Annotated in this window: 25 protein-coding genes; 18 read left to right on the top strand and 7 right to left on the bottom strand. The window is 52.0% G+C overall.

Annotated features, from left to right (window positions below; translation table 11 throughout):
- Positions 1-79: 79 nt before the first annotated feature.
- Together ilvA and SNR34_RS04035 are read left to right on the top strand one after the other, a co-directional pair.
- Positions 80-1,372 (top strand): threonine ammonia-lyase IlvA, encoded by a 1,293-nt coding sequence (gene ilvA / locus SNR34_RS04030; protein ID WP_236420621.1) that lies wholly within the window; start codon positions 80-82, stop codon positions 1,370-1,372.
- Positions 1,372-1,965: a GNAT family N-acetyltransferase gene (locus SNR34_RS04035; RefSeq protein WP_486181191.1), complete on the top strand. Its 594-nt coding sequence runs from the start codon at positions 1,372-1,374 to the stop codon at positions 1,963-1,965. The genes ilvA and SNR34_RS04035 overlap by 1 nt, the downstream gene beginning before the upstream one ends.
- A gap of 90 nt (positions 1,966-2,055) precedes the next feature.
- On the opposite strand, the gene SNR34_RS04040 is transcribed toward SNR34_RS04035, so the two are convergent.
- Positions 2,056-3,018 carry a hypothetical protein gene (locus SNR34_RS04040; RefSeq protein ID WP_236420623.1) on the bottom strand — a complete coding sequence of 321 codons (963 nt, stop codon included), beginning with the start codon at positions 3,016-3,018 and terminating at the stop codon, positions 2,056-2,058.
- Between the two features lie 271 nt (positions 3,019-3,289).
- On the opposite strand from SNR34_RS04040, the gene SNR34_RS04045 reads away from it, so the two are divergent.
- The gene (locus tag SNR34_RS04045) at positions 3,290-6,493 is read left to right on the top strand and encodes a stalk domain-containing protein (protein WP_486181192.1); all 3,204 of its coding nucleotides are present in this window, start codon (positions 3,290-3,292) and stop codon (positions 6,491-6,493) included.
- A gap of 162 nt (positions 6,494-6,655) precedes the next feature.
- Positions 6,656-7,543: an AraC family transcriptional regulator gene (locus tag SNR34_RS04050; protein ID WP_486181193.1), complete on the top strand. Its 888-nt coding sequence runs from the start codon at positions 6,656-6,658 to the stop codon at positions 7,541-7,543.
- Positions 7,544-7,663: 120 nt separating this feature from the next.
- Here the strand turns inward: SNR34_RS04050 and SNR34_RS04055 are convergent, their stop codons facing one another.
- On the bottom strand, positions 7,664-8,485 hold the full coding sequence (locus tag SNR34_RS04055; protein ID WP_486181194.1) for a DUF1129 domain-containing protein: 822 nt from the start codon (positions 8,483-8,485) through the stop codon (positions 7,664-7,666).
- A 426-nt stretch (positions 8,486-8,911) separates the two neighbouring features.
- Between SNR34_RS04055 and SNR34_RS04060 the strand changes: the two genes are divergently transcribed.
- From SNR34_RS04060 to SNR34_RS04070, 3 genes are all read left to right on the top strand, one after another.
- On the top strand, positions 8,912-9,139 hold the full coding sequence (locus SNR34_RS04060) for a hypothetical protein (protein WP_486181195.1): 228 nt from the start codon (positions 8,912-8,914) through the stop codon (positions 9,137-9,139).
- Positions 9,140-9,400: 261 nt separating this feature from the next.
- Positions 9,401-10,234, top strand: coding sequence for an alpha/beta hydrolase (locus SNR34_RS04065; RefSeq protein WP_236420628.1), 834 nt, complete (start codon positions 9,401-9,403; stop codon positions 10,232-10,234).
- 158 nt (positions 10,235-10,392) lie between these two features.
- The gene (locus SNR34_RS04070; RefSeq protein ID WP_236420629.1) at positions 10,393-11,178 is read left to right on the top strand and encodes a DODA-type extradiol aromatic ring-opening family dioxygenase; all 786 of its coding nucleotides are present in this window, start codon (positions 10,393-10,395) and stop codon (positions 11,176-11,178) included.
- Between the two features lie 134 nt (positions 11,179-11,312).
- Here SNR34_RS04070 and SNR34_RS04075 read toward each other — a convergent pair whose 3' ends face one another.
- Complete coding sequence (locus SNR34_RS04075; protein WP_236420630.1) at positions 11,313-11,528, bottom strand: hypothetical protein; 216 nt, start codon at positions 11,526-11,528, stop codon at positions 11,313-11,315.
- A 180-nt stretch (positions 11,529-11,708) separates the two neighbouring features.
- Positions 11,709-12,242: a DoxX family protein gene (locus SNR34_RS04080; protein ID WP_236420631.1), complete on the bottom strand. Its 534-nt coding sequence runs from the start codon at positions 12,240-12,242 to the stop codon at positions 11,709-11,711.
- 353 nt (positions 12,243-12,595) lie between these two features.
- Here SNR34_RS04080 and SNR34_RS04085 point away from each other — a divergent pair, with 353 nt between their 5' ends.
- From SNR34_RS04085 to corA, 4 genes are all read left to right on the top strand, one after another.
- Positions 12,596-13,660: a DUF3048 domain-containing protein gene (locus SNR34_RS04085; protein ID WP_486181196.1), complete on the top strand. Its 1,065-nt coding sequence runs from the start codon at positions 12,596-12,598 to the stop codon at positions 13,658-13,660.
- A gap of 267 nt (positions 13,661-13,927) precedes the next feature.
- Complete coding sequence (locus SNR34_RS04090) at positions 13,928-14,542, top strand: DUF47 domain-containing protein (RefSeq protein WP_236420633.1); 615 nt, start codon at positions 13,928-13,930, stop codon at positions 14,540-14,542.
- Between the two features lie 13 nt (positions 14,543-14,555).
- Positions 14,556-15,554: an inorganic phosphate transporter gene (locus SNR34_RS04095; protein ID WP_236420634.1), complete on the top strand. Its 999-nt coding sequence runs from the start codon at positions 14,556-14,558 to the stop codon at positions 15,552-15,554.
- A 316-nt stretch (positions 15,555-15,870) separates the two neighbouring features.
- Positions 15,871-16,830 carry a magnesium/cobalt transporter CorA gene (corA, locus tag SNR34_RS04100; RefSeq protein WP_236420635.1) on the top strand — a complete coding sequence of 320 codons (960 nt, stop codon included), beginning with the start codon at positions 15,871-15,873 and terminating at the stop codon, positions 16,828-16,830.
- A gap of 174 nt (positions 16,831-17,004) precedes the next feature.
- Here corA and SNR34_RS04105 read toward each other — a convergent pair whose 3' ends face one another.
- Positions 17,005-18,090: a DNA alkylation repair protein gene (locus tag SNR34_RS04105; RefSeq protein ID WP_236420636.1), complete on the bottom strand. Its 1,086-nt coding sequence runs from the start codon at positions 18,088-18,090 to the stop codon at positions 17,005-17,007.
- A 166-nt stretch (positions 18,091-18,256) separates the two neighbouring features.
- Entirely contained in the window at positions 18,257-18,868 is a 612-nt protein-coding gene (locus SNR34_RS04110; protein ID WP_343262201.1) for a tyrosine protein kinase, read from the bottom strand.
- Positions 18,869-19,324: 456 nt separating this feature from the next.
- On the opposite strand from SNR34_RS04110, the gene SNR34_RS04115 reads away from it, so the two are divergent.
- From SNR34_RS04115 to SNR34_RS04125, 3 genes are read left to right on the top strand one after another with little or no spacing between them, the layout of a single operon-like run.
- Entirely contained in the window at positions 19,325-19,615 is a 291-nt protein-coding gene (locus tag SNR34_RS04115; protein WP_017690665.1) for a YerC/YecD family TrpR-related protein, read from the top strand.
- 4 nt (positions 19,616-19,619) lie between these two features.
- Positions 19,620-20,399, top strand: coding sequence for a sirohydrochlorin chelatase (locus tag SNR34_RS04120; protein WP_339276082.1), 780 nt, complete (start codon positions 19,620-19,622; stop codon positions 20,397-20,399).
- Between the two features lie 23 nt (positions 20,400-20,422).
- On the top strand, positions 20,423-20,575 hold the full coding sequence (locus tag SNR34_RS04125) for a hypothetical protein (protein ID WP_486181197.1): 153 nt from the start codon (positions 20,423-20,425) through the stop codon (positions 20,573-20,575).
- A 1-nt stretch (position 20,576) separates the two neighbouring features.
- On the opposite strand, the gene SNR34_RS04130 is transcribed toward SNR34_RS04125, so the two are convergent.
- Positions 20,577-21,293, bottom strand: a complete 717-nt coding sequence (locus SNR34_RS04130) for an NPP1 family protein (RefSeq protein WP_339276085.1) — start codon at positions 21,291-21,293, stop codon at positions 20,577-20,579.
- 485 nt (positions 21,294-21,778) lie between these two features.
- Here SNR34_RS04130 and SNR34_RS04135 point away from each other — a divergent pair, with 485 nt between their 5' ends.
- From SNR34_RS04135 to SNR34_RS04150, 4 genes are all read left to right on the top strand, one after another.
- On the top strand, positions 21,779-22,660 hold the full coding sequence (locus tag SNR34_RS04135) for a diacylglycerol kinase (RefSeq protein WP_236420639.1): 882 nt from the start codon (positions 21,779-21,781) through the stop codon (positions 22,658-22,660).
- Positions 22,661-22,977: 317 nt separating this feature from the next.
- A complete protein-coding gene (locus SNR34_RS04140; protein WP_486181198.1) occupies positions 22,978-23,172 on the top strand; it encodes a hypothetical protein in 195 nt (64 codons plus the stop codon).
- A gap of 251 nt (positions 23,173-23,423) precedes the next feature.
- Complete coding sequence (rlmD, locus tag SNR34_RS04145; protein ID WP_486181199.1) at positions 23,424-25,046, top strand: 23S rRNA (uracil(1939)-C(5))-methyltransferase RlmD; 1,623 nt, start codon at positions 23,424-23,426, stop codon at positions 25,044-25,046.
- 472 nt (positions 25,047-25,518) lie between these two features.
- Complete coding sequence (locus tag SNR34_RS04150; protein WP_486181200.1) at positions 25,519-25,659, top strand: hypothetical protein; 141 nt, start codon at positions 25,519-25,521, stop codon at positions 25,657-25,659.
- Positions 25,660-25,802 lie beyond the last annotated feature (143 nt).

Raw genomic sequence — 25,802 nt, forward strand, 5'->3', positions numbered from 1 at the left:
GCCAAAAGTGATACAATAATACGTAAATACAAACAATGCTTGCAGCTGCAAGCCAATATAAGCGGAGTGTGGATAAGAGATGAAACCAGTGGAACAGGAAGCAGCGGGAACGCCAAGCTACGCCCGTGCCCAAGTCGGCATGGAAGACATCGTGCGCGCGCATCATGTGCTTCGCGAAGTGATTGTGAGAACGCCGCTGCAGCGGGACGCTGTATTGTCGGCCAAATATAACTGCAATGTGTATCTCAAAAGAGAAGATCAGCAAGTGGTGCGTTCCTTCAAGATCCGCGGTGCGTACAACATGATTCGCAGCTTGTCTCCGGAAGAACTGGAAAGAGGCATCGTGTGCGCAAGCGCGGGCAACCATGCGCAGGGTGTTGCCTTCTCGTGTAACGCGCTGGGCATTTTCGGGAAAATATTCATGCCAAGCACGACTCCGAACCAGAAGGTGAAGCAAGTTCGACGTTTTGGCGGCAGCAATGTGGAAGTGGTGCTGACCGGCGACACGTATGATGATGCATATGAAGAAGCAATGCGTGCCTGCGACGAGCAGGGCATGACGTTCATCCACCCGTTCGACCAACCCAAAATCATTGCGGGCAACGGTACGGTAGCGATGGAAATCATGGAAAGCCTTGAGGAGAAAGCCGATTATGTATTCGTCACGATCGGCGGCGGCGGTCTTGCCGCAGGCGTGGGCACATATGTGAAGACGGTCAGTCCGGAAACACGCGTCATCGGCGTTGAGCCGCTGGGTGCTGCCTCCATGAGCGAAGCGATGTTCCGGAAGCAGGTCGTCACGTTGGACGATATCGACAAATTCGTGGATGGTGCTGCCGTTAAACGGGTGGGCGACCTCACCTTCGATATCTGCTGTGACACGCTGGATGACATCGTGAAAGTGCCGGAAGGCAAAGCCTGCACGACCATTCTGGAGCTGTATAATGAAAATGCGATTGTAGTCGAACCGGCCGGTTCGCTCACCGTGGCGGCTTTGGACCAGTACCGCGAACAAATCGCGGGCAAAACCGTCGTTTGCGTCATTAGCGGGGGCAACAATGACATCGACCGCATGCAGGAGATCAAGGAGCGCTCCCTGATCTATGAAGGGCTCAAATATTACTTCATGGTTAACTTCCCGCAGCGGGCAGGAGCTTTGCGCGAATTCCTCGTGGACGTTCTGGGACCCGATGACGACATTACCCGTTTCGAATATACGAAGAAACATGACAAAGAAAACGGACCTGCGCTCGTAGGCATCGAATTGCTGCGTAAAGAGGACTATCAGCCGCTGATCGAACGAATGAACCGCAAAGGCATCGCTTATACCGAACTGAACAAAAATCTGAACCTGTTCAACATGTTAATCTGATGAACCATTACGATCCGAACAGGTTGACTGACGGGGTACTGCGGGCTGCGGTCAAGGAAGACGCTGCACAGGTGATTCCGCTTTTGGTGCAAGCGATCGATGATATTGCGTACGCCTTGGCGGGCGAAGGGGATCACGAGCGGGCCATGCACATTTTGCGGGAGCTTTACGAGCAGGAGGACACACGAATCAGCTATCGCAACGTAACCGTGATGGAACGCGAAGGCCATGTTGCGGGCATTCTCGTTGCCTATGACGGCGGAGATGCGGACCGGCTCGATCAGTCGATTCTGAACCGCCCGGGCCGCAGCAAAGACGAGAAGTATCGGCTTGGGAAAGAAACCCGGCCCGGTGAATACTACCTCGACACGTTATCCGTGGACCAGGCCTATCAAGGGCAAGGCATCGGAAAGGCGCTCATGGCTGCTTTCGAAGAGCAGGCCAGGGCGCTCGGGCATTCGCGGACAGCGTTAATCGTGGAACGAGACAATGACCGGGCCAGAATGCTGTATGAACGGCAGGGGTACGTCAAAGACGACGTCTTAATCATTTCGGGTCATGAGTATGACCACATGGTCAAGCCGATCGAATAAACATTTGAATTCATGACGGGTACAAACGATAAAACATCGCCATGCGCCATAATGCGCCGGGCGATGTTTTTTTGAACCGCCAAGGATTCATCACTCCGAAGCCGGTACATGTTTTTCCAGCCAACGTTCCACCGCCGGTGTCTTTTCGAAGTTGGAAGCAGCGGCGACATCCAGGAAATCGGCGAGTTGTTCAAGAAACGGACTTTCTACGGAGGCGAGGCGTTCGATGACAGCCTTGTAACCTTTTTGAGCATTTGCGGTCATTTTGTTGGTTTCATAGTCGAATAAAGGCGTGTTGATCAATCCATAGAATGTATATTGGGTGTAGCTGTCAAACAGGCTTTGCACTTGGGCAGACCGTTTGGAATCCGGATATAGTTTCAGGAAATGCTCCTGACTGAGTGCACGCAACAGCATCTCCTGGTATCCGATGAGCAAATCGCCGTCTTCTGCCGGAATTTTGCGTGTCTCGGCAGCCATGATGTTGATGTAATCGGCGATATCCGGTTTGACGTATTGGTTGTATTTTTGGAATGCAGCGTAGTTCATGATCGGGTACAGCGCGCCTTCCAGCATGATCAGCTTGTACCCGTTATCCCGTGCTTCCTGCAGCAGATTATACGCGGCAGCATCGTCGATCCGGCTCATGAGCTTGGTGAAACTGTCCCCTGTTCGGTAAGCTTGCAGCAGCTTGGCTTGAACGTTGGGAACCAGCATGCGGTCTGTCATGGGCGACAGCGCCTTCAGCCGCGCGTTCTCCAGTTGGAGCACCATGAGCGAGGCGTGGTGGGACGTTACCCGTTTGATATTGGAGGCGAGATAGCGGTCAGCGGCGGGCAGGCCGTTCTTTTTTTTGAGCATGGATTGGTAGGTATTGTATATGGATGCGGATTGGCTTGCATGGGTCTTGTCCGTCTCATTGGACGTTGCGGCAGCGGCGATCCCCGCCACGGAAGCGAAACCGGGCTGCAGCATCAGAACAGCGGCTGTCACGGCGATGAGTGTACGCGTTGCGCGGCCTTTGTCAGATAGAGTAGAGAAGAATGAAGGCATGGAACGGATCCTCCTGTTATTTTCAAGATGATTACTATAACCTTACCCAATATTTGAAATAGGTTGGTCTCGGAATGGTAACAAAATGTCTTGTTATTTTAACCTTTGAACGGTAGATGATGGAAGCGTGTTTCTGCCAAAATATTTTTTGGGCGGGATCGGAAACTTTTGGAGGGATTCGAACGTCTATGAATTGTACAGGAATAAATAGGAATTTTCCGACGAAAACAACGATACACCTTTCAATTAACGGGAGAATGGGGATACAGGTATGAAGAAAGCAGGAGGAAACCAAGTCAAAAAGGTGATGTCCGCACTGGCCGTTTCGGCCATGTTGATGTCCGCATTGCCAGCGCCGGCCATTGATGCCGCAGCACCGATCAGCATTTACATCAACGATTCCGCGCTAAAGGCGCCGCAGCCGCCGGTCATGAAGGCAGGACGGGTGCTCGTGCCGCTCCGGTCCATCTTCGAAGGGCTGGATGCCAATGTGCAGTATACCAACAAAACCAAAACGATCAAGGCGACCCGCGGCGATCAGGAGGTCATCCTGAAGCTTGGTTCCAAGACGGCTTACATCAACGGGGAGCTGACCTATCTTGACGTGCCTGCGAGCACGATCAAAGGCAATACGATGGTGCCGATCCGCTTCGTAAGCGAGGCATTCGGAGAAAAAGTGTACTGGAATTCCCGCATGCAGCGCGTGGATATCAAAACGACGACAACACCGCCGCCAGTGGATAACACTTCGTATGCTGCCTGGAACATTTATGGTACCGTATCCGGAAACAATGGGGATGGTCGCGATGTGACCGTAAGTTTTACGCGTCCTGCTTCCGAGAACGGGGTATCCGAATACCGCGTCATGCTGGTTAAAACGCGCGACGTCAACAGTTTTAACGAATCGGCTGCCACGGCGGTGCCTTCCAGCAATTACACGCGGGTCGTTCCGAACGGCACCAATCCGAAGCTGACGCTGAATGCGCAGACCCGTGACGTCAACGGCGATCTGCTCTCGACGACAGAAACCTATCGTCTGTACGTGCTTACGGTGGGCGGCAGCGGCAACAACTATAAAAACGCTCTTGCCTGGTCTTCGCAGGCGTTGAAACTGTCCAGCGTGAAGACGGAAGTTCAAGCGGTGAACAGCCTCAAAATTGCCGATGTAAGTGACTATGGTGACGGACGCGATCTGGAGATCAGTTTCAATCAGCCGTCCAACACGTCCAATATTACGTATTACCGCGCTTTTGTCGTTAAAGCGAAGGATGCGTCTTCGTTTAATCTGGCAGCAGCAAACAAGGTTTCGAGTTCCAACTCTACGATCATTTATAAGAACAACACGACATCGGTGACAAGCAAGCTGTCTTCCACGTCGCGGGATACATCCGGGGAATTGATCAAAAACGGCACGTCCTATGTGGTGTACATCATGTCGGTAAGTGCGAACACCGCATCGGCGGAAAGCAAATTATCCACCGTTTCATCGTCCCTGACACTGGGCGCGAATACGGCTGCCGCACCGGTCATTACGCAGGTTTTGGACAATTCCGATTATGGCGACGGCCGCGACATTCGAGTGAGCTTTAACCGGGTATCCGACGAATCCAAAGTTGGAAGCTACCGTATTTTCGTAGTGCGCAACTCCGTAGCCGGCAGCTTTAATTTGACCACGGCCAGCAATTTGTCATCCAGCCTCTATTATCAAGTGAACAAAACGGGCGGCAACATCACCGTCTCGCTGCCTTCCAACATGAGGGATACCAGCGGGTACAGCGTAACGAATTTGCAGGATTATCGCATTTACGTCATGGCGGTAGGCAACCAACAGAACAATTATACCAACGCGTTGTCTTCCTCGTCGTCGGTGTTGAGGCTGGCCACGAATGCCAATGCCCCTGCGGTAACCAACGTGGCGGTAGCAGACGTGAGCGATTACGGGGACGGCCGCGATTTACGGGTATCGTTCAATCGGCCTTCTAGTGAAGACAATATCGCTTCCTATCGGATCTATGTTGTACGTAATGGAAATACCGGCAGCTTTAATCTGAGTGCAGCAAATGCGTCCAATAACTATATCCAAGTGAACAAAACGGGCGGCAATCAATCATTGACGCTGCCGTATTACGCAGTAGATACAAATGGCTATACCCTGACTAATAGAGTAAGCTACCGCGTATTTGTCATGTCGGTGAGCACGAGCGGCAATACGAGCCAAAACGCGCTCTCCTCGTCATCGGCAAGCATTACATTATCGCAAAACTCAGCTATAGCAGCACCGACTAACGTGGTGGCTTCCGATGTGGGCGATAGCGGTAACGGCAGTGACTTGCAGGTGTCCTTTACTCGTTCCGTAGATGAAACAAATGTGAATCATTATCGCGTTTTCGTGGTGAAGGCGGATAGAGCCGGCAGTTTCAACCTGTCGACGGCGAATGCCATCAATAGTGCCAATTATACGTATGTGAGCAAAACCGGGAATAACCCGACTTTGAAGTTGTCCGGCACAGCCAGGGATACAGACGGTCAGGCGATCAGAAACGATGTGAGTTACCGTGTGTTTGTGCTCGCGGTCAATACCAATACATCGATTGCCAATGCCCTGTCCTCAGGGTCAACTGCGCTGACGCTGACGTCGGTTAAGGCCGTTTCGCCAGCAACCAATGTGAATGTGACCGTTAAAAATACAGGGCAGGCCGGTAATGCCTCCGATGTCACATTCAACTTCAGCAAACCTGCTGATGAATCGGGAATTTCGGGATATAAGGCGTTTATCGTTCCCGCAGGCCAGGTGAGTTCGTTCAATGTGGCCTCTGCGGAAAGAATCGGCAGCTATGTGGATATTGCCAAGTCGAGTGCGGGGTCAGCTATTCAACTGAATAGCGGCCATGTGGATATTAATGGAGGCACATTGGTTCCTGGAACCAAGTACAACATTTTCGTCATGTCCGTTGCGGATAGTCCTGCTCGCACTTCTGTCCTGTCGGCTCCTTCCCAGGAGTTTACGATTCTTGCCAAAGCGGCAGAGCCGGTGGTTGCGGATAAGGTCTCGGGCGTTTCAGCTACCGTGAATAATGCGACGACTTCTATCGATGTAAGCTTCAACAGAGCAACGAATCAAACGGGGATTTCAAGGTACGACGTTTACCTCGTCAGACAAGGCGATACGTTGAATCTGGGCAATACCAACATCGCCGGAGCAGTGCAAACGAATAGCGAAAACCCTGCTTTTAACATAACAAGCAGCATGAAGGATTCGGAAGGCAGACCGATTGAGGCAGGAAAATCCTACTCCGTATATGTCGTGAGTGTCGCCAACGGGCAAGCAGCTACAGTGAGCTCCATATCGAGTCCTTCCAATTCGGTGCAGTTTCCTTCCGCCCCTGCCAATCCAGCAGGAAGCGGGAACAGCGATTCTCCGGCTCCCGCTATAACTCCGCCTGCAACTGCAGCGCCGGAATCCGGGACGCCTTAAGCCTCAAGTCAATTTATTCAAATACAATAAGCCCCTGTCCATTGGACGGGGGCTTTGTGCTGTAAAAGGGCCATACCCAAAACAGTTCCTGAAACGCTTGCGGGCGGTACCCCGCCGGGAGATAATAAAGGGAAAAGAGCGTGGCCCGAAAGGAAGGATGAAATGCTTGCATTTCGCTTGAGTAGGCTGCCGGATGCCCGGCTGCCTTTATATCTGTATTGCGTAGGTACCCATGAAGAGAGAGCGCTGATCAGAGCGGATGGCTTCCCGGTGTACCAACTGTTTTTGTCGCGGAGCGGAGAAGGGCAGCTTAACGTTTCCGGTGAGGGGACGTGGAAGGTAACCGCAGGACAATTGTTCGTGTTGGCCCCTGACAAGGGTTATGAGTATTGCCCGCGTTTCAAAACCGATTGGGAGCTGGGGTACATCGGTATCGGGGGCGATGCGGCAGCTTCCATCCTGCGGGCCGCAGGTTTGTTGCAATCGGGGCCCCGAACGCTGCATGATTTCGAGCAATTCTGGTCAAGAATGACGGCGCTATGGCACTCCTTGAATCAAGGTTTGGGACCGGATGCGTGTTGGGAAGTTTCGGCCATGCTGTACCAGCTCATTCTGGACTTGTCGCGTTGGATCGATGGGGAGCCAGAGAATGCAGCCAAGAGAACGGGACGGGTTGCCAAACCGGCAATCCAAGCAGGACTCCAGCATCTCGGCCAGTCTGACCCAAGGCAGGAGGCCTTTGACCGGGCGGTCGACTTGATGCATATGCATTACAGGGATGATTTGCTCCTGAAACATGTTGCGGAGGCCGTCGGCTATTCGGTGCAGCATCTTAACCGGATTTTCCATCAAAAGCATGGTATAACGGGACACCAGTACATGCAGCGCCTGCGTTTGCGCAAGGCGGCGGATTGGCTGAACGAGCATCCGCATGCCAGCGTGAAGCAGGCCGCCGAGACGATCGGCATGGAAGTGAACTATTTTATCCGCATGTTCAAGCGGGAATTCGGGGAGACGCCGGGAAGATCCCACACCCACGCAAGAGAATGAATACGGCCTGCGAGAAAGAATATGACCACCTAGGTGGCATCGCAAACAAACGGGCGGACATCCGCGCCTCCTGCGGGATCAGAAAAGGCTGCCGAGTTCCCGGCAGCCTTCTTACAAACACTATAGCTTCTTGTTCCCGAAGATCGGTCTCAAGGTAAACAGTCCCGCCAAGCCGATCAGCAAGCTGACCCATGGCGGGAGCCAAAAGACCGGAAAGCTGTCACGCAGCGGGTATCCCACGAACAAAACAACGAGCACGATGGCGATATAGATCGCGATGCCGCGAAGATTGACTTGCGGACGGGTCGTCAGGTCAGCGCCTTCGTCATCCGGTCGCTCCGCCAGCCGGCGCAGCGTTTCCACGAGAGCGATGCCGCCTACAGCCGCGACGATCAGCGTGAACAGGCTGATGTGGCTGAACGGTTCCGTATCTCCGTCGGTCCAGCCCATGAACAGCCCTGCTGCGCCCTGCATCAGCAGTACGACCGAAATGGCCGCCCATGCGATCATGATATACCATTTGAGCGTACGTTTCGTTCGAGCAGGAGGTTCGGCATCGTCTTGTTCTCCATCGTTTTCCTCGTATTGCTCGGGTTCGGGCGTCCACGTTTGGCTCAGAGAGTTCTTCATGTTTCCGTACCGAGTTACGGGAGCTGTCGTCATTTCTTCCGCGGTGCTGTCTTCTGCACCAAGGCGCGCAAATATATCTTTTTCCAGATCTTCGGCATATCGCGCGCGAGCGGACTCGCCGTTCTTCTGGGCTTGCACGATCGCTTTGCCTTCTTCGAGAATCCATTCTTCCTGCGTTTTCTCGTCAACAGGCGTTTGGCGCGCAATGTCGCTGATCTGGTTGTACAATTTTGCATTTTCGGGAGTCATTTGGCTTAGTTCGGTAATTTGCCGATTCTGTAATTCTTTAAGCTTCTTATAAGAAATCCTCAATGATTGCTCCTCCTGTCTAAACACGCTACGGTATCCGGGTTAGGCAACCCTGACGATATTTTAGTATACGGGAAGGGCTCTCATTTCGCAAAGTCATTCCTTATAGAAAAGCTGTTTGTGATTCACCCACAGGCCGATGAAGGCCAGTACGACACAGGTGCAAAGAAGTGTCAGTTTGCCGTGGCTGCGGATCCATTCGATGAGATGTTCCATGATTCAAATCCTTTCGCCCGAAATCACCGGGTTCGAAAAACCGGCTTCGTTGTCGCTTTCCGTTGATGTATAGAATTCCCTAAATACTGGCAGAGATATACCTGTACATGGAACGTATTGTATTAATATGGTGAAACGTGAATAAAGAACGGCCGCTTCCTGCACAATATAAGCAATTTCCAACAGAATTCAGGGATGGGAGCGTGCGACAGGATGAATCAGAATCATAGCGAATTGACCCGCCGGCTGCTGCTGAACAGCAATTCCCGAGGCGTCAAGGATGAAGTGATTCCTATGGGAGCGGAAGATGCCGAACTGGCAGGCGAATTAACGGAAGATGGCATCCATCAAGAAAGCATTTGGAGCAGTCTGGATGATGCGGCAGATGATTGGCAGGGACGGGTGGAAACGCATGAGATGTTCCGTCAGAGTTATGAGTAACCGGTAACACTTCGGATCGGGTAGGGCCAGCTGACAAGCTGGCTTTTTTGCTATGGCCATAAAGTGATCCCGGATCGAGAATATTCAATTCCTGCAGGCCATTGCCGATAAAAGACGAATACAAAACCAACAAAACAAGCGATGCTTTCGTTGACTTTGTGCAGTGTACAATGATAATATACAGTTAACTTCTTTAATTCACATTAAACTCATCGGATTTATATATTATGAAATTGGAATTTGTGGAAAGGGGCAAGCGATATGGAGCGTCAGATCAGCATACGTCATGGGCAGGAGGAGCTTACGGCTACCATTCATTATCCGGTCGTTCAGGACATCAAGGAGGTTAACGCGCAGCAGAAACGCGTACCGCTCGCGGTGATCTGCCATGGGTTCGTGGGCAGCCGGATCGGCGTGGACCGCCTGTTCGTCAAGACCGGGCGCGAACTGGCCGAAGACGGGTATCTGGTTCTGCGCTTTGACTACATCGGGTGTGGGGAGAGCAGCGGCGAATACGGCGCGGAAGGCCTTGAATCGATGATTGCCCAGACGCGCTCCGTGCTGGATTATGCGGTAAACTGCAGTGACGTTGACCCTAGCCGCATCACCTTGATCGGACATAGCTTGGGCGGCGCGGTTGCGCTGTTGACGGCCATTCGCGATAAACGGGTCAAAAATCTCGTAATGTGGTCTTCCGTCGGGTATCCTTTCAACGATATTGTGAAAATCACCGGACGCGACGTGTACGATGATGGAGTGAAGCATGGTCATGCGGACTATTTGGGATACAAATTCACGCCGCGTTTCTTCGAATCGCTCGCCGAGCATCAGCCGTTTCAGGAAGCGGTCAAATTCAACGGGGATGTTCTGGTCGTTCACGGCACGTCCGACGACGTTATCCCGGTGGATTATGCGTTTCTGTATCAAAAGGTATTTTGGATGCGTCAGGAAGGACGCTGCGACAAGGAGATCATTTTCCAGGGAGACCATACGTTCTCGTCCGGCAAAGAGCGGGAGCAGTTGATTAACCGTACCAGGGAGTGGCTTGGCGAACGCCAGAAGATCGAACAGGATTGGCAGCACTGGATGATCTGATTGCAGAGATGAAACAGGTCCTGAATGCATCAACAAGGCGAATGGAGTGTATCACGGGCTTGGCTTGGCGGCTCCAGGGGATGTAAGCTTGGAAAAGCGCCTTCTTCGCGGTAAAATAGAAGAGTAACCATTCTATCCGTGTCTGGAGGTTGGCAGCAATGACATTACCCGCATTATTCATTGCACATGCTTCCCCCGCCCTGGCGGTGGAAAGCAACGACTACACTCGTTTCCTGAACCAGCTTGGAGAGAGGCTGCCGGCTCCGAAGGCTATCGTGGCATTCACGGCCCATTGGGATTGTCCCGAACCGTCCGTGACCATGGACGAAACGCATCGGACTTTGCATGACTTTTACGGATTTCCAGCAGATATGTATGATCTCGATTATCCAGCCCTTGGCATGCCAAGCCTGGCCAATGAGATTTGTGCGCTGTTTGCACGAAGCAACTTGCAGCATCTTCCGATCACCGGGCGTGGGCTTGATCATGGCGTATGGGTTCCGCTTTTGCATATGTACCCGAAGGCTAACATTCCGGTCGTGGCCGTATCCGTCGATTCCTTGCGTTCCCCGCAGGAGCAGTATGATATCGGTCGGATGCTGGAGCAGCTGAGGCATGATGACGTGTTGATCGTAGGCAGCGGGGGAATGGTGCATAACCTGCGTCTGCTTGGCGACAGCGAAGAACCGCAGGATTGGGCGGTGGAATTTGACGATTGGATGGGACAGCGGCTCGAGCAATGGAATACGAGGGAGCTGTTTCAGTACGACAAAAAAGCCCCGCATGCTCGCATGGCCGTACCTTCCTATGGAACGGAGCATCTGGCGCCATTGTTCTATGCCATGGGCACGGCAGATATGACGCGCAAGGCGAAAAGGCTGTTTCAAGCCTACTCCCACGGAACGCTTAGTCTGAACTGCTGGCAGTTCGGCGACGACGCATAACTTGGAGCAGACGACAGGGAATATGTGGAAACAGACCGCGTTGCGTAGGATGGACTCCAACAAAATGACATTGATCTTGTAAAAAGGTTCCGATCCCATTCATCAAGAAGGGAGGAACCTTTTTTGGCGTTGGATCAAGACTTCCGAATCTCGAAAAATTCGCAGTCGGTACGGGCGTGATAGGCGAGATCGCTTACGCTGGATTGAATGACGATGGTGTTGCTGTCAAAACGAATGATAATGCCGCCGGAATCGATCTGATGATTGTCTTTGAAAACACGAATTCGGTGCTGGCGATCCATCGCTTCCTGAAAATCGGCATCCGTCTCAAGACGGCGGTTAATGGCCATGTTTGCTGCTCCTTTGGCTTGTCTGGTATATGTTCATCATAATATGTCTTTCTACAGAGGGCAAATGCATACGGGTCAATCCATCTGCGTCGGGAGAAAGCTGGCCTTGGCGAAAGTAAGCTCGAATTCATAAAAAAGCCCTGCTCCGAATTGGAGCAGGACTTCCGTATTATTTATGAGTTACGCTGTTTTTTGTGCGCTGCTTATGGTTGGTGTATCTTTTGGACCTTTGTTGCGAGTGAACAATCCGCGGAGGTAAGGCAGTACCCAACGATCCAGGCCGATTTTACCAGCATTTGCGCCAGCGACAACCAGGAAGATTTCCATCAGTACCAATTGGGCGTTCGTGCTCACGGTGCCCGAGAAGAGGAACGCGAAGTTCATGACCATTCCCATCAGCGCTGCCAGCGTTGTGAAGCATCCGAGGATGAGGCCGACACCGACGAGGAATTCACCGAGCGGGATCAGGAAGTCGAACAATCCTGCATTCGGAATCGCGAATTTCTCAAGGAACGTTCCCCACCAAGCTTGCACTGCGGGATGGTCACCCGTTGTTTTTTCCAAAGCGCCTTGCAGGAACCCGCCTGCAGCGAATCCGCCGGTCAATTTTTCCCAACCGTGGGTCATCCAGTCGTAACCGATGTAAACCCGAAGCACCGTCAAAATCCACATTGCCACTTTATTCTCTCTAAGCCATACGTTGAAGCTGAACATATAAACCACTCCTTCAATGGGATGTATTGAATTTTTTTGTTTTTTGGTTTCTCTAAAGTGATCACCTTTGATGTCTTTATTGTATAGTTCCAACGTCATTTTGTTTGTGATTAAAATCACAATCTAATTCAAATTTTAAGTAAGGACGTTTTAGTTCACATTTTATCCACATTGTTGTTCGTTTCCTGCGTTTCATTTCAAAGATTCAAGGGTAGACAATCCCGCCTAAAGCGAAGACAAACCGGGCCGTCTGTGATTAAATGGAAAGAAATACGTGGTAATGGCGATCCGCATCGAGATTGGAGCACCCGGAAATGGAAGCCATATTTCAAACCATCGGGAGGGACCATCGATTGAAGTTATGGAAATGGAATAAAAGCAGAACAGCCGCGTCGCTGCTCATTGTCGCCTTGAGTCTGTCCGCCTGCCAAAACAAGGAGCTTGCGCAGCCGACGCCGGAGCCGGTGCCTGCTCCCGTTCAGGAAGAACAGGTGCCGGAAGAGGAGCCAGCGGCGAAGTTCAAGGCACCATTGACGGGGTTGCCCAGCGACGAAGCGATTACCCGCCGCCCGCTGGCCGTTATGATCAACAATGCGCCGGCCGCTCGTCCCCAATCCGGGCTTAGCTCCGCCGACATTATCATGGAAGTGCTTGCAGAAGGCGGAATTACGCGGTATATCGCCATTTTTCAAAGCGAAGGCGCAGATGAAACCGTGGGACCCGTGCGCAGCATACGTCCGTATCTGATCGAGCTGGGGGAGAGTTATGACGGAGTGCTGATTCATGCAGGCGGCAGTCCGGAGGCGTATTCCATTTTGCAGAAGCAGCAAAAGCAGCATATGGACGAAATTTCGAACGGGGGCCCCTATTTCTGGCGTTCTTCCGATCGCAAAGCCCCGCACAACCTGTACACTTCCTCGGACAAGCTAAGGGAAGGCCTGCAGAAAAAAGGGTATGACCATGACAGCCTATCTCCGGTTTACCTCTACAATGAAGAAGGCTCTACGGCTGCGGGCGAAGAAGCAGCGGCGTTTGACGTGAAATATTTGCTCGATAGTTACCGCGTGACGTATGAATATGATGAAGTTAGCGGACGATATATGAGACTGGTCAACGGGAAGGCCGATGTGGATCAGGATAACGGCGAGCAGCTCGGTGCTGCCAATATCATCGTGGCGGGCGCCGATCACAAAGTGCTCGATAGCGTGGGCAGATTGTCCGTCGACGTGGATCAGGGCGGCGAAGCGATGTTGTTCCAAAAAGGAAAAATGATTCAGGGTCAGTGGGTCAGAAAGTCAGGGGATATTATTCGTTTTATTTATAATGGAAAAGAAGCCAATTTGATCCCGGGGAAAACGTTCATCTCCATCGTGCCGAATTCGCCTGATTTTGCAGGACACGTTCAAGTGAAACAATAGAAAAACCGTATCGCAATGTCGAAAAATATAATGTCGAATAATGTAAAATAATGACTTTGGGTGGAGAAGTGTAAACGCAGTGTAAAATGTGAACATCATTTTTCCACTCTTTCCATATTATTAAGATTCATTTCAGAAATGTGTGATAAGAATATAAAAAAGGATCGCAGGTTTTGTACAAACCGTGAAACAAATATGATAAGATAGCAAAGGTTGTCATTTCATGTTTCAAGGTTATCAGCATTTTCTCGTAAAGGGGATAGAACGATGAAGTTAAAGAAGAAGGATATATTTTTCGAAACATTGGAGAATATGGCGGATACTGTCGTACAAGCGGCTGACTACTTCTCCCAGCATGTTTCCAACCTTCAGGATGTGACTCTGTTTACCAATGAAATGAAGAAATACGAGTCCAAATGTGACGACTACGTGCATACCATCATTATGGAGCTCAACAAAACATTCATTACGCCGATCGAGCGTGATGACATCATGGAACTGACAACAACCCTTGATGACGTATTGGACGGGCTTGAAGCAACGGCTTCCCGTTTCTATATGTACCAGCTGACCGAGCCGGACGAATTCATCGTACAGTTTGCGGAAATTTTGCGCCAATCTGCGTATGAAATCCAAAAGGCCGTTCATTTGCTGTCCCAGAAAAAATTGCTGGCGATCCGCGAGTATACGATCCGCATCAACGACCTGGAGAACCAAGGCGACGAAGTATTGCGCATGTGCATTAAACACCTGTTTGCCACGGTATCCGATCCGATCGAGTTGATCAAACGCAAGGAAATCTACGAGCGTCTTGAGACGACGACGGATGCTTGCGAAGACGTAGCGAATATGCTGGAATCCATTATCATGCGTAATTCTTAAGGAGCCATAGAACATGGAAACAACGATTTTGGTATTAGGTATAGTCGTCTTCCTTGCGCTGGCTTTTGACTTCATCAACGGGTTCCACGACACGGCGAATGCCATTGCAACGTCGGTGTCCACGCGGGCGCTCACGCCAAGACGCGCGATTCTTCTCGCGGCCGTGATGAACTTTGTCGGGGCGATGATGTTCACCGGCGTGGCGAAGACGATCGGGGGAAGCGTGACCGACCCCACGAAGCTGGACAACGGGATCGAAGTCGTCATCGCCACCTTGATCGCCGCGATCATCTGGAACCTCGTGACCTGGTGGTTCGGCATTCCGTCCTCTTCATCCCATGCACTGATCGGTGCGCTTGCCGGCGCGGTATTGGTGGGAGCGGGATCGGACAAGGTCAAATGGAGCGGTTTTATCGATATTGTCGGAGGTTTGATTCTTTCGCCGCTGATCGCGTTCGCGATCGGTTACGTGGTCATGATTATCCTTAAATACATTTTTGCCAGACGCAGTCCGCATACGGTGAACAAAGGTTTCCGTACGGTTCAGATTTTCACGGCTGCATTGCAGTCGTTCACCCATGGTACAAACGATGCACAGAAAGCGATGGGGATTATCACATTTGCACTCGTGGCTGCCAAAGTCCAGGATCACCTGGAGGTTCCGCTTTGGGTCAAAATTTCTGCAGCTACCGCCATGGCCTTGGGTACGTCCATCGGGGGATGGAAAATCATCAAAACGATGGGAACGAAAATTTTCAAAATTGAGCCGATCAACGGTTTTGCTGCCGATTTGTCTGCCGCTTCCGTTATTTTCACCGCAACTTTGCTGCACCTGCCGGTAAGTACGACGCATGCGATTACGTCGGCCATTCTTGGCGTAGGTTCCGCGAAGCGTTTCTCTGCGGTCAAATGGGGCGTGGCCGGGCGCATTGTCGTAACATGGTTCATCACCATCCCGATCTCGGGCCTCCTTGCAGGATTGTTGTACTGGATCATTTTCGACGTCCTTTAAAGGTAGAAGCTGTGAACAAAAATTTCCGCATGCCGCGGAGCGGCTGTTCATAACCGTGTGAATATCGGGATATGTGGACAATTTTTCATCAAAAAAAACGAACGCCTGTGCATGAACGTGTGGACAGGCTGGATATGTGGATAGCCATCCGTGGAATGATAAACCAAAAGCAAATAGATCCTGTGGATACAGGACGCTGTGGATAGAAATGAGAGAAGCCAACAGGGTTGGCTTTTTTTGTTTTGGTTTCGCACGGGACGTGCGGCCGTTCACGTTGTAAAATAACGTCAAGCCTATGAATAAGGACGTGATCAGCATGATTCGTACACTCGCCATTACGCGGGAACACCAGGTCTCCGTTAATCAGCCCCTCACAGACCTTATACTGGAAGACTACGCCTGGGTCTGGGCCGATTTCAGCAAGCCGACGGAAGAGGAGAGCCTTTTGCTGGATACCTATTTTCATTTCCATCCGCTGGCGATCGAGGATTGCTTGCATGTGCTGCAAAGACCCAAGCTCGATTATTACGATAACCTGCAGTTTTTGGTATTGCATGCGCTGAATCCGCAGACGCTCGAGGCCGAGGAAGTGGATCTGTTTTTGGGCTCCAATTTTCTGGTCTCCTATCACCACGGCGAGCTGAAGGAAGTCGATGAAGCATGGCAGCGGATTTTGCAGCATGCCCACGAACGCACCATATGGGCACGGGGGCCGGTTGCAGCGGCGTATACCGTGATGGACAAACTGGTGGATCATTATTTTCCGTCCCTGTTTGCCATCGAAGACGAACTGGCCGAACTGGAAAACCGGGGCGGACAGGAATCGGTGGAAGAACTGATGAACCAGGTGTTCGACCTGCGCAGCCGCCTGCTGAAGCTCAGACGAACGATCGTACCCATGCGCGACTTGCTCTACCGGGTGGTCAACTCCCAGCATGTGCAGCGAACGGGTGAGCATACCGCGTATTTTACCGATATCTATGACCATTTGCTCAAGCTGACCGACATGATCGAGGCAGATCGGGAAATGACGGCAGACTTGCGTGACAGCTACATATCGCTGAATTCCAACCGGATGAACGCCATCATGAAAACACTCACGGTCATTACGACCATTTTCATGCCATTGACGCTGATTGCCGGGATTTATGGCATGAATTTTGCCTATATGCCTGAGCTGCAATGGAAATATGGGTATGGTGCCGTCATGCTGCTGATGTTTGTGCTTGGCGGAAGCATGGTGGCCTGGTTTGTGAAGCGCGGCTGGTTCAAATGAATATCCACATGTGGACAATTCGAAACGTTCCTCAAAGATATGCAGTGTTGATAAATAAACGGAGTGTTGCCTGCTCCGGCGCGAGAAAGACATCTTCATAGACGAAGATGTCTTTTTTGTCGTCTGGATTTGTCGCGGTTGAGCCGTTTTTGGACGAACGATTACTGTACCACATTATTCGCCCAAGGTAAACGTGGTCGAAGCAGCGGGCTGTCCATTAACGAGGATCGTTAAGGTATGTTCGCCGGGATAGTAGACCCGTGTTGTAATAACCTTGAACGATTGTTTGGTGGCCACGCGGGTTTTTCCAGACGAGTAACTTTTGTCCGAACATTTGAAGCGCTTGGGCGCCTGTTTGCCGTTTGCTTTCATATAACCGATCTCATATTCGATGCGCAGCATCTGGGGCTGTCCGCTATCATTCAATACATGAAAGGAGAAATGAAGCTCATCCCCCACGGCGATGCTGTCCTTGGCAAGCTGCAGCTGTTCGATGCGAACGGCTTCCTGCTCATGGTAACCGAAGAGGGCCAGCGCTTTGGGGTGGCCCTTCTTCAACAGGGAACGGCAGGCATGCCGGACGATCCAATCCGTATGCGGATGCTTCCCGTGCCAGTCGGCGGCCAAAGCGAGAACAAGGTCCGGATGGTCCTTCGAAATGTCGTTCAGGTGATTGGCGACGCTTTTGCGAACGTATAACGATTCGTCCTGCTTCAGAGCGTTCAGAATAGGCAGGGCAGGTGTCGGATCGGCGATGAGCGATCGCAATTTGGAGCCCCAAGGCAGGCGAGGCCGGCTGCCCTCGCTGGCGAGCCTGCGAACATGCTCGTCGGCACTGCTCGTCCATTCCAGCATGCGTTTGAGCGTTTCTTCGGGGTACTTCTCGATAAACGGGCGCACCGCGAACTCCGAACTGGAATAGGGTGTGAATGTCGCAAGATATTCCATGGACAGTTCGTAATGCTCGGGCGCAAGCCCGTTGACTTCGATGAAATCCGGCACGAACAGGCATTCCACGCCGCGCAAACGGGGGGCTGCCTGTTCGAGCACATGCAGCGCCTCGGCATAGTCGCCCGGCAGCACTTCGGTCATGGACAGGGCAACGCGCCGAATGCGCCCCTTGAATTCCAATTCGTCCCATCCTTCGGCGAATACCAGATCGCGGAAGCGATGCTGGTCCAATGCCGGGGCAAACTGCTTGAGCAGCATGCCTGTCCGTTCAATCAGGGCAGGGGTGTATTTGTCTTTGAATAGTTCCATGGGCCGCCTCCTTTTGCTTACCATCCAGTATAACCTAAAATCGGAGAAATGAGAACGTCAGTTCCTTTTTTGTTGGGATAGGATGGATTGGGGGAGGCGAGCTGGCGAGGTCCGTGCAGCAAAAGGCATCCCCTTTCCAGGAAAGAGAGATGCCTTGGTATTGTCGTTAACGTTTGCTGCTCTTGGGACGACGTTTAGCGGGATTCGATTTCTGCCGGCGCGTGGTGCCCGATGATTTCTTGCCCGATTTGCGCTTGCGACGGCGGGGCGATGTGTAGTCTTCGTAATCTTTTTCCGCGGCGGAACTGCCGTTGGTGGTTTTGCTCTTGCCGAAGGGAAGCATGCCCATGAACAGCTTCACCATCGGGGCCATCTGCTGAATGCTGCCGACGACTTTTTGCATTTTGCCAATGCCGCTTATGATGCCGTCGATCCCGCCGAAGCGGTCAATCATTCCTTTGAGCTCGCCAAGGTTGGCCAGCGAAAATCCGGTGCTGCCGGAAGCCGAAGAGTTTTGCACGGGTACCGCAGGGCCGGAAGATCCGGAGCCGCCACCGTAAAACGATTCTCCCGGCGCGTTCTGCCCATAAGGCACGATGCTTGATGCTTCCGCTTGGCCGAATGAAAATTGGGGTTCGACACCCGGATACATGGACTGGGTCTCGCCATCGGTCAACGCACGCTGCGCCGGCGCGTAAGCGGAGGTATTCGCCCGATGATGCTTGGAAGACGGACGCTGCCGTGGCGCTGGCGGACGGTGATAATAATGCTGTGGCATACATGATCACGTTCCTTCTGTTATGGATTTTGAAATTGCGTTCCGGCTCCTTGGCCCCAAGAGACCAAGGGGACTGTCGATGCGGAACTCCCTTTTGCTACAATGTATGTCATTCGCGGAGAGACGGCGTAGGCGGATACCCCGAGAAACGGGATATTTGCGGATTTGGGCGCATGAAGCGCCACAGGGAGAAAAGCGCCGGAAGAGCAGTTTTGACACAAAATTGTAACAAATAGGATGGATGAAATCCTACATAATTCATCGGGAATAAATGGGCCAAAAAAGGGCGAAATCCCGCCTATGGCCTTGTATGTCCACTGAGAGTGGACATTTGTATGTTTGTAAGCGATAACATGTATTTTTTCTCTGTAGTGCGTGAAATCGTTAACGCTTGAAATACCAACTCATGCTGAGTACAATGAAGGTACACAGTAACCGCTAGGGGATGATAATAAAATGCAGCTGAAGAAGCTAAATGATAAAAGTATTGAACAACTATTCGAAGCGATTTTGACGTTGAAGGATATCGAGGAGTGCTACGTCTTCTTTGACGACCTCTGCACCGTAAACGAAATTCAATCCATGTCCCAGCGGCTGGAAGTGGCGCGCATGCTTGGCAAAGGGAACACGTATAACCAAATCGAAGCAGAGACAGGCGCGAGCACGGCAACGATCTCGCGCGTAAAGCGCTGCCTGAATTACGGCAACGACGGTTACAAGATGACGCTGGAACGTTTGGGACGCTAAGACGATGAAACCGGGCGTTCTCATCATCAGCCACGGTTCACAGGAACAGAGCTGGGTGGAATCCGTCGATGAGGCGATCTCCCGGCTGCAGCTGCCTGCGGCGCTGCCTGTTGAAGCCGGTTTTCTTGAACTGGTGGAAGGACGATTGATCCAGGACGGTATCGACCGACTGGAGGCAGCCGGGGCAACGGATCTGTTGGTTGTTCCCCTGTTTGTGTCGTCGGGCAGCACGCATGTAGATGAGATCGAGTATGCCATCGGCGCCAAGCCGGCGCCGGAGCGGGAAACCGATCTGGAGCCGTTTCGGGTCTCGGCAAGGGTACATTTCGGTTATCCGGTCGATAGCGATCCCGACATCGCCGTCATGGTATGGGACAAAGTAAAGCCGTTGTCCCGGCACCCGCAGGAGGAAACGATCCTGCTTGTCGGACATGGGAGCGTGCATGACGGATTCCGCCAGCGCTGGGAAGAAGGAATCTCCTCGCTCGCTGGGCGGGTAAGGGATATCAGCGGCGTAGCGCATGCGGATGTTGCTTTGCTTAATCCGGACAGCGTGCACGCCAAGGCAAAGTACTGGAGCGAGGAGCGGGGATGCCGCGTCATTGTGGCGCCGCTGTTTTTGAGCGCCGGTTATTTTACGATGAAGGCGATTCCCAATCGGCTTAAAGGGCTGGACTGCGCATACAGCGGAGAGACGCTGCTGCCGCATCCGCTGCTTGGCGGGTGGCTGGAACGCCAGATTGGGATTTTGCTGCAACGATGCCAGGAGCATCGGGAGACATGATGGCTCAATGAATGAATGAATGAATGAATGATCGAATGAATGGCAAGCTTTTTGTTTCGCAGGCGACATGGAAAAAAGTTTTTTTACGATATACGCATACACAAGGAAAATCCCTGTCCTTCTCAAAGGCAGGGATTTTCCTTGTGCTCAGTATGGCGCGCTTCGGCGGCGAATGAGTCACTTGAACCAGGCTTTGGCCAGGTTGTTCACGAAATTGCTGTCATTCATGGGCACGTTGGCGCTGCCGAAGTCGGTAGTGTTCAGTGCATCTCTCGCTGCGGGGGTCAGGTCGTCCCAGCCGATTAGCGGCTGCTTTCCGCCAATGGTACCGTCCACGCCCAACTCGTGGTTAATGGGCCAAGTGCTGTTATACGTGATCAGGGGGCTGCTGCCGCTCATGCTGGTGCTGCTTGGTGCAACGTTTGTGAATTGGCCGTGGCCCGAATATGCGATGGACAGGACCTTCGGTTCGGGAACGGCGGGATTGTCTACCCAGACGACGATGCCTTCCCAATCATGTCGATGGCCAAGGCCGGGAGAAGGCGAATCTTTGGGGAAGTACCAGGCATACATGATGGCCCAGACGCCGTTGTACCAAGCCGAGCGGGAGTATACTTGCCCGGTGCTTTGGCTGCACTGCCCATTGGATGCGCCGCTGGTTTGCAATCCGCCGCTGGTGTTGCCTGCTGCATCGACTGCAGGGAAGGGCACGCAGCCATGATACACCTTCAGATAGGGCTGAAAGCGCTTGGCTGCCTGCTGCGTGACGGTTATCGGCGTCACTTCCGCAAAGCCGACGACCTGGTCGTGGCCGATCACGGCTGCGGATGCGGAAGGGATTACGGTGAAGGCGGCCATCATGGCCGCAAGAAGCAGCAGCGTTATTTTTTTCATGCACATCGCTCCTTCATTCTGCGTTATAATGTAAGATACTGTATTTCTACCGAAATCATAGCAACGATATGTCAATGGAGACGGGTGGTATTTTAAATTTAACGTAAATAAGACCGGGGGCTCAGGTTAAATCGCTGACGAGCGGGCAGAATGGATGATTGATTGAAGGTTTTCAAAAAGGACGGTACGGCCTGATTCATCGGGCTGGAAGAAGGTTTATGGTGTGGAGATACATATCGGATAACGCAGGGAGACGGAGCCTTGAAAGGCTAGGACATCTTAACATTTGATGATATGATATAACATATTGGCTTTGGAATCAGATGGAATTCCTTGTGCATAGATATAAAAAGAATGATATATATTCGAACGGCATAAACGGAAATGTGTTGTTTCGTAAAATATGCGAAGGTACGGAAGCTCGTGATGATAACGATGAGGCTGGGATCAGCTTCATGGATTATGTGGAATAGGTGGCGTATGGAATGAAAAGAGCTCGATTAATATACAATCCGACCTCCGGCCGGGAGGAAATGAAGAAACGTCTGGCAGACATTTTGCAGCGTCTGGATGAAGGCGGCATCGAAGCCTCGTGCCATGCGACGACAGGCGAAGGGGATGCGACCCGGGAAGCGGCGCTGGCCGTCGAACGCGGGTATGACATGATCATTGCCGCAGGTGGGGACGGAACGCTGTACGAGGTCATCAACGGCATGGCCGAACGCGAGAACCGGCCGCCGCTCGGGGTGTTTCCGCTCGGGACGACGAACGATTTTGCGCGTGCGCTGGGCATTCCGAGGCAGTGGGAAGACTATGTCGATCTGGTGGTCAACCAGCAGACGCGTCCGCTCGATTTGGGCAAGGCCAACGACAGGTATTTTATCAATATCGCCGGCGGCGGATCGTTGACGGAACTGACCTACGAGGTACCTAGCCGCTTGAAAACGATGATCGGGCAGCTGGCCTACTACATGAAGGGCATCGAGAAAATGGCGAGCCTGTCGCCCCAGGAGCTCTACATCCGCGCTGAAGGGCAGGAGGATCTGCATGACGAGTTCATGCTGTTCCTCATTACCAACACGAACTCCGTGGGCGGCTTCGAGAAGCTGGCCCCGGGAGCGACGATCGACGACGGGCTGCTGGATGTGATCGCTATTCGCAAATGCAACCTGGCAGACATGATCCGTCTCGTGACGCTGGCGCTGCGCGGGGAACATCTGCACGATAAAAAGGTCGTGCATTTTCAGACAGATTATATGGAAGTGACATCGCCGGGATACGTGCAGCTTAACCTGGACGGTGAGCTTGGCGGCACGCTGCCAGCGACCTTCTCGAACCTGCGCCATCATCTGATGCTGTATCGGTAAAGGTGTTGGCCTCCTTAAGATTATATTTACCTCCCGCCGCCACCGTATCTATACTGGCAATGGCATTATGCCGCATCTAACCCTAATTCGGTCTAACAAGCTTGGGGATAGGGGACAGGGTAGTGGCGGAGTCGGTTGTAGGGTGGAAAGGTGCAGGCGGGACCGTGGTGCGAATGTCGCTTGTAGAGGATGCAAAGGATAGTTATGGAGGATGGTAGGTGCCAGCGTGCTTTTTCAGTTGCCGCGTGTGGCAAGGATCGCGTATAATCTCATGGTGCCGCGCAAGCGTAATATGCAAGATATATGAGTGAGTGCTCATGAAGTGCGCACGAGATTTGCGTGAGAGTAAGCATGAAGTGCGTGTGAAGACGCATGATGTATACATTGATGAATGTATGGGGTATGCGTGGCAGGAGAAATGGAGTAGGCTTAGTCTCGTTCAAGGCAGCCGTGGACGGCTAACGAATCTAGGAAGCCTTATTTTGGCGAAAACGACGTTGCTGCAGCTCTAACGAACATCTGCGTCGCTATTCAGGCGGAAATGACTCGAAAACACGGTTGTGAAGCGGAATAACGTGTCTGAGGTTCGTTAGAATTTCAGAAGATTGTTTTAAGCGTGAATAAGGTGTGTCAGGTTCGTTACAATTCGAGGACGTGAGATTTGCGTTGGGAATTGCCTTAAGTTGTCGCTGGAATAGTAATGATAGAATCCCTTTGCCTACACAGGCAGGGTCATATATGGATAGAAAGAAGTGAATGTACGTTGTCAAACAGTAACCGCAGCGGTCGTGGAAAAAGCCGCCGGAATTCGGCTGGCCCGCAAGGTAAAGGAAGCGCAGCAGCGTCCCGCCAGCCGCAGAAAACATCTCGTCAGACTACACGCCAGCAAACGAAGGAGGTGCGGCCACAAGGCGCATCTCTTTCTGCCGTTCGTCCGAAGGGGGGCGCGCGGAGCGCTCCGATCGAAGGGCTGCCTGTGAGCAAAAATGAAGAGACCGTCATTGACATCATCGGCATGAACCATGACGGCGAAGGCGTAGGCCGCGCGAACGGGTACACGCTTTTCGTGCAAGGTGCGCTTCCGGGCGAAACCGTGCGCGTAAAGGTGCTCAAAACCAAAAAGCAGTACGGCTACGCCAAACTGCTGGAGATCGTGAAAACCAGCGCGGATCGCATCGCCGCTCCGTGCCCGATCTACGATCAATGCGGCGGCTGTCAGCTTCAGCATATGAGCTATGACGGACAGCTGGCATGGAAGCGCCAGCTCGTCATCGACAATTTGCAGCGGATCGGCAAACTGGACGTGCTCGCTGAGGGAGATGGCGCTGACAGCGAGAGTGAAAGCGGGCCAGGCATTCGCGTGCTGCCGACGCTCGGCATGGAGGAACCTTGGCGGTACCGCAACAAGGCACAGGTGCCTATGGGTGCGGTGGAAGGCGGCCTTGTGGGCGGTTTCTATGCCCGTGGCAGTCACCGCATTATCGATATGGAAGCGTGCCTGATCCAGCATGAGCACAACGATGAAGTGGTTGCCAAGGTGAAGGAAATCGGCAGCCATCTCGGCATCAGTGCATACAACGAGGAGACAGGCCGCGGACTGCTGCGTCATGTCGTGGTCAAAAAGGCATTCCGCACAGGCGAGATGATGCTGGTGTTGGTCACCAACGGACGCGACATCCCGCATCGGGACGAATGGATCGGCAGCATTCGCGAAGCTTTGCCGCAAGTCGCGAGCATTTGCCAGAACATCAACAAAAAACAGACCAACGTCATCTTCGGCGACGAAACCCGCGTCCTGTGGGGCCGTGACGTGATCTATGATTATATCGGCGACGTGCAGTTCGCCATTTCCGCACGCTCGTTCTACCAAGTCAACCCGGTGCAGACCGAAGTGCTCTACGGCAAAACGGTAGAATATGCCGAGTTGACCGGCAAAGAGACCGTCATTGACGCGTACTGCGGCATCGGTACGATCTCCCTGTTCCTGGCGCAGCATGCGGATCAAGTGTACGGCGTTGAGATTGTTCCCGAAGCGATCGAGGATGCACGCAGCAATGCCCGCCTGAACGACATGCGCAACGTCACCTTCGAGGTGGGCGCCTCCGAGGACGTCATTCCGCGCTGGAAAGAGCAAGGCATCGAAGCCGACGTCATCGTCGTCGACCCGCCGCGCAAAGGCTGCGATCCGCGTTTGTTGGATACGATCCTGCAAATGCAGCCGGAACGCGTGGTGTACGTGAGCTGTAATCCGAGCACGCTGGCCCGCGACTTGCGCGTACTGGAGGACGGTGGGTATCGGACGCTTGAGGTGCAGCCGGTGGATATGTTCCCGCATACGGTGCATGTGGAGAGTGTGGCGGTGTTGGTTAAGCAGTATTTGGAGTAAGTGAATAATTGAGTTAGGAACGAAATGGGGACGCGAGCTCGCTCGCGTCTTTATTAATTTCATGAGAGGTTCTGCTATTCTCTCAACCTGGCTCAAAATGGTCAAGGATTTATGTGCTCAATGGAACGGATGCTTTGTAGACACTCAATCTTTTTAATTCTTCTTATGGTAAAATATCGGGTCTATGTTTTGATAACGCCCCTTTGGAAGGATAGAATAATATGATATAGAATTTCATTCTAAGTAAGAATATTTCTGATTTTCAAATTCAGTGATAGATTTTAAAATGAAGTAAAACATCTCGAACTGAATACAAAAAGCTCAGAGAGTCAATAAGCATCAGAATTTTGCAGTGTTGGTATTGCTGCAGAGCTTGGATGCCTATTCAATTTTAGGTAAAGAAATTTATCCTAGTCTACTGGGGCAGAATCTGAACGATTTATAATTAAACCTTTTATGAAGGAGTATCTTTATGGAGATAGAAATTTACGGAGAACAAACAAGTGCTGAATACCAAGCTGCTCAGCAACTAGCGGAAATCATTCGGAGAGATACTAAACCATTTGAGAAAGGGAAGATATTAATTGTTTCAGGCCTTACTTGTTTTGGTTAAAAAATAAAGGATATCGATCTGGTTGTTGTTGGACAGTTTGAGAAAGGATTCAAAAGGATTATTCGGTCAAAGGAAATCGGCGATAACAAAGAAATTAAAAAAAGGTTTATTTTAATAATTTTTGTTTCTGTATCGAGGTAAAG

The organism is Paenibacillus sp. XP01, from assembly GCF_057364885.1.

What these genes read in the sequence shown, in the direction of transcription:
- ilvA (WP_236420621.1), top strand. Translation starts at nt 80, where the DNA reads ATGAAACCAGTGGAACAGGAAGCAGCGGGAACGCCAAGCTACGCCCGT.
- SNR34_RS04035 (WP_486181191.1), top strand. Translation starts at nt 1,372, where the DNA reads ATGAACCATTACGATCCGAACAGGTTGACTGACGGGGTACTGCGGGCT.
- SNR34_RS04040 (WP_236420623.1), bottom strand. Translation starts at nt 3,018, where the DNA reads ATGCCTTCATTCTTCTCTACTCTATCTGACAAAGGCCGCGCAACGCGT.
- SNR34_RS04045 (WP_486181192.1), top strand. Translation starts at nt 3,290, where the DNA reads ATGAAGAAAGCAGGAGGAAACCAAGTCAAAAAGGTGATGTCCGCACTG.
- SNR34_RS04050 (WP_486181193.1), top strand. Translation starts at nt 6,656, where the DNA reads ATGCTTGCATTTCGCTTGAGTAGGCTGCCGGATGCCCGGCTGCCTTTA.
- SNR34_RS04060 (WP_486181195.1), top strand. Translation starts at nt 8,912, where the DNA reads ATGAATCAGAATCATAGCGAATTGACCCGCCGGCTGCTGCTGAACAGC.
- SNR34_RS04065 (WP_236420628.1), top strand. Translation starts at nt 9,401, where the DNA reads ATGGAGCGTCAGATCAGCATACGTCATGGGCAGGAGGAGCTTACGGCT.
- SNR34_RS04070 (WP_236420629.1), top strand. Translation starts at nt 10,393, where the DNA reads ATGACATTACCCGCATTATTCATTGCACATGCTTCCCCCGCCCTGGCG.
- SNR34_RS04075 (WP_236420630.1), bottom strand. Translation starts at nt 11,528, where the DNA reads ATGGCCATTAACCGCCGTCTTGAGACGGATGCCGATTTTCAGGAAGCG.
- SNR34_RS04080 (WP_236420631.1), bottom strand. Translation starts at nt 12,242, where the DNA reads ATGTTCAGCTTCAACGTATGGCTTAGAGAGAATAAAGTGGCAATGTGG.
- SNR34_RS04090 (WP_236420633.1), top strand. Translation starts at nt 13,928, where the DNA reads ATGAAGTTAAAGAAGAAGGATATATTTTTCGAAACATTGGAGAATATG.
- SNR34_RS04095 (WP_236420634.1), top strand. Translation starts at nt 14,556, where the DNA reads ATGGAAACAACGATTTTGGTATTAGGTATAGTCGTCTTCCTTGCGCTG.
- corA (WP_236420635.1), top strand. Translation starts at nt 15,871, where the DNA reads ATGATTCGTACACTCGCCATTACGCGGGAACACCAGGTCTCCGTTAAT.
- SNR34_RS04105 (WP_236420636.1), bottom strand. Translation starts at nt 18,090, where the DNA reads ATGGAACTATTCAAAGACAAATACACCCCTGCCCTGATTGAACGGACA.
- SNR34_RS04110 (WP_343262201.1), bottom strand. Translation starts at nt 18,868, where the DNA reads ATGCCACAGCATTATTATCACCGTCCGCCAGCGCCACGGCAGCGTCCG.
- SNR34_RS04115 (WP_017690665.1), top strand. Translation starts at nt 19,325, where the DNA reads ATGCAGCTGAAGAAGCTAAATGATAAAAGTATTGAACAACTATTCGAA.
- SNR34_RS04120 (WP_339276082.1), top strand. Translation starts at nt 19,620, where the DNA reads ATGAAACCGGGCGTTCTCATCATCAGCCACGGTTCACAGGAACAGAGC.
- SNR34_RS04125 (WP_486181197.1), top strand. Translation starts at nt 20,423, where the DNA reads ATGAATGATCGAATGAATGGCAAGCTTTTTGTTTCGCAGGCGACATGG.
- SNR34_RS04130 (WP_339276085.1), bottom strand. Translation starts at nt 21,293, where the DNA reads ATGAAAAAAATAACGCTGCTGCTTCTTGCGGCCATGATGGCCGCCTTC.
- SNR34_RS04135 (WP_236420639.1), top strand. Translation starts at nt 21,779, where the DNA reads ATGAAAAGAGCTCGATTAATATACAATCCGACCTCCGGCCGGGAGGAA.
- SNR34_RS04140 (WP_486181198.1), top strand. Translation starts at nt 22,978, where the DNA reads ATGAAGTGCGCACGAGATTTGCGTGAGAGTAAGCATGAAGTGCGTGTG.
- SNR34_RS04150 (WP_486181200.1), top strand. Translation starts at nt 25,519, where the DNA reads ATGGAGATAGAAATTTACGGAGAACAAACAAGTGCTGAATACCAAGCT.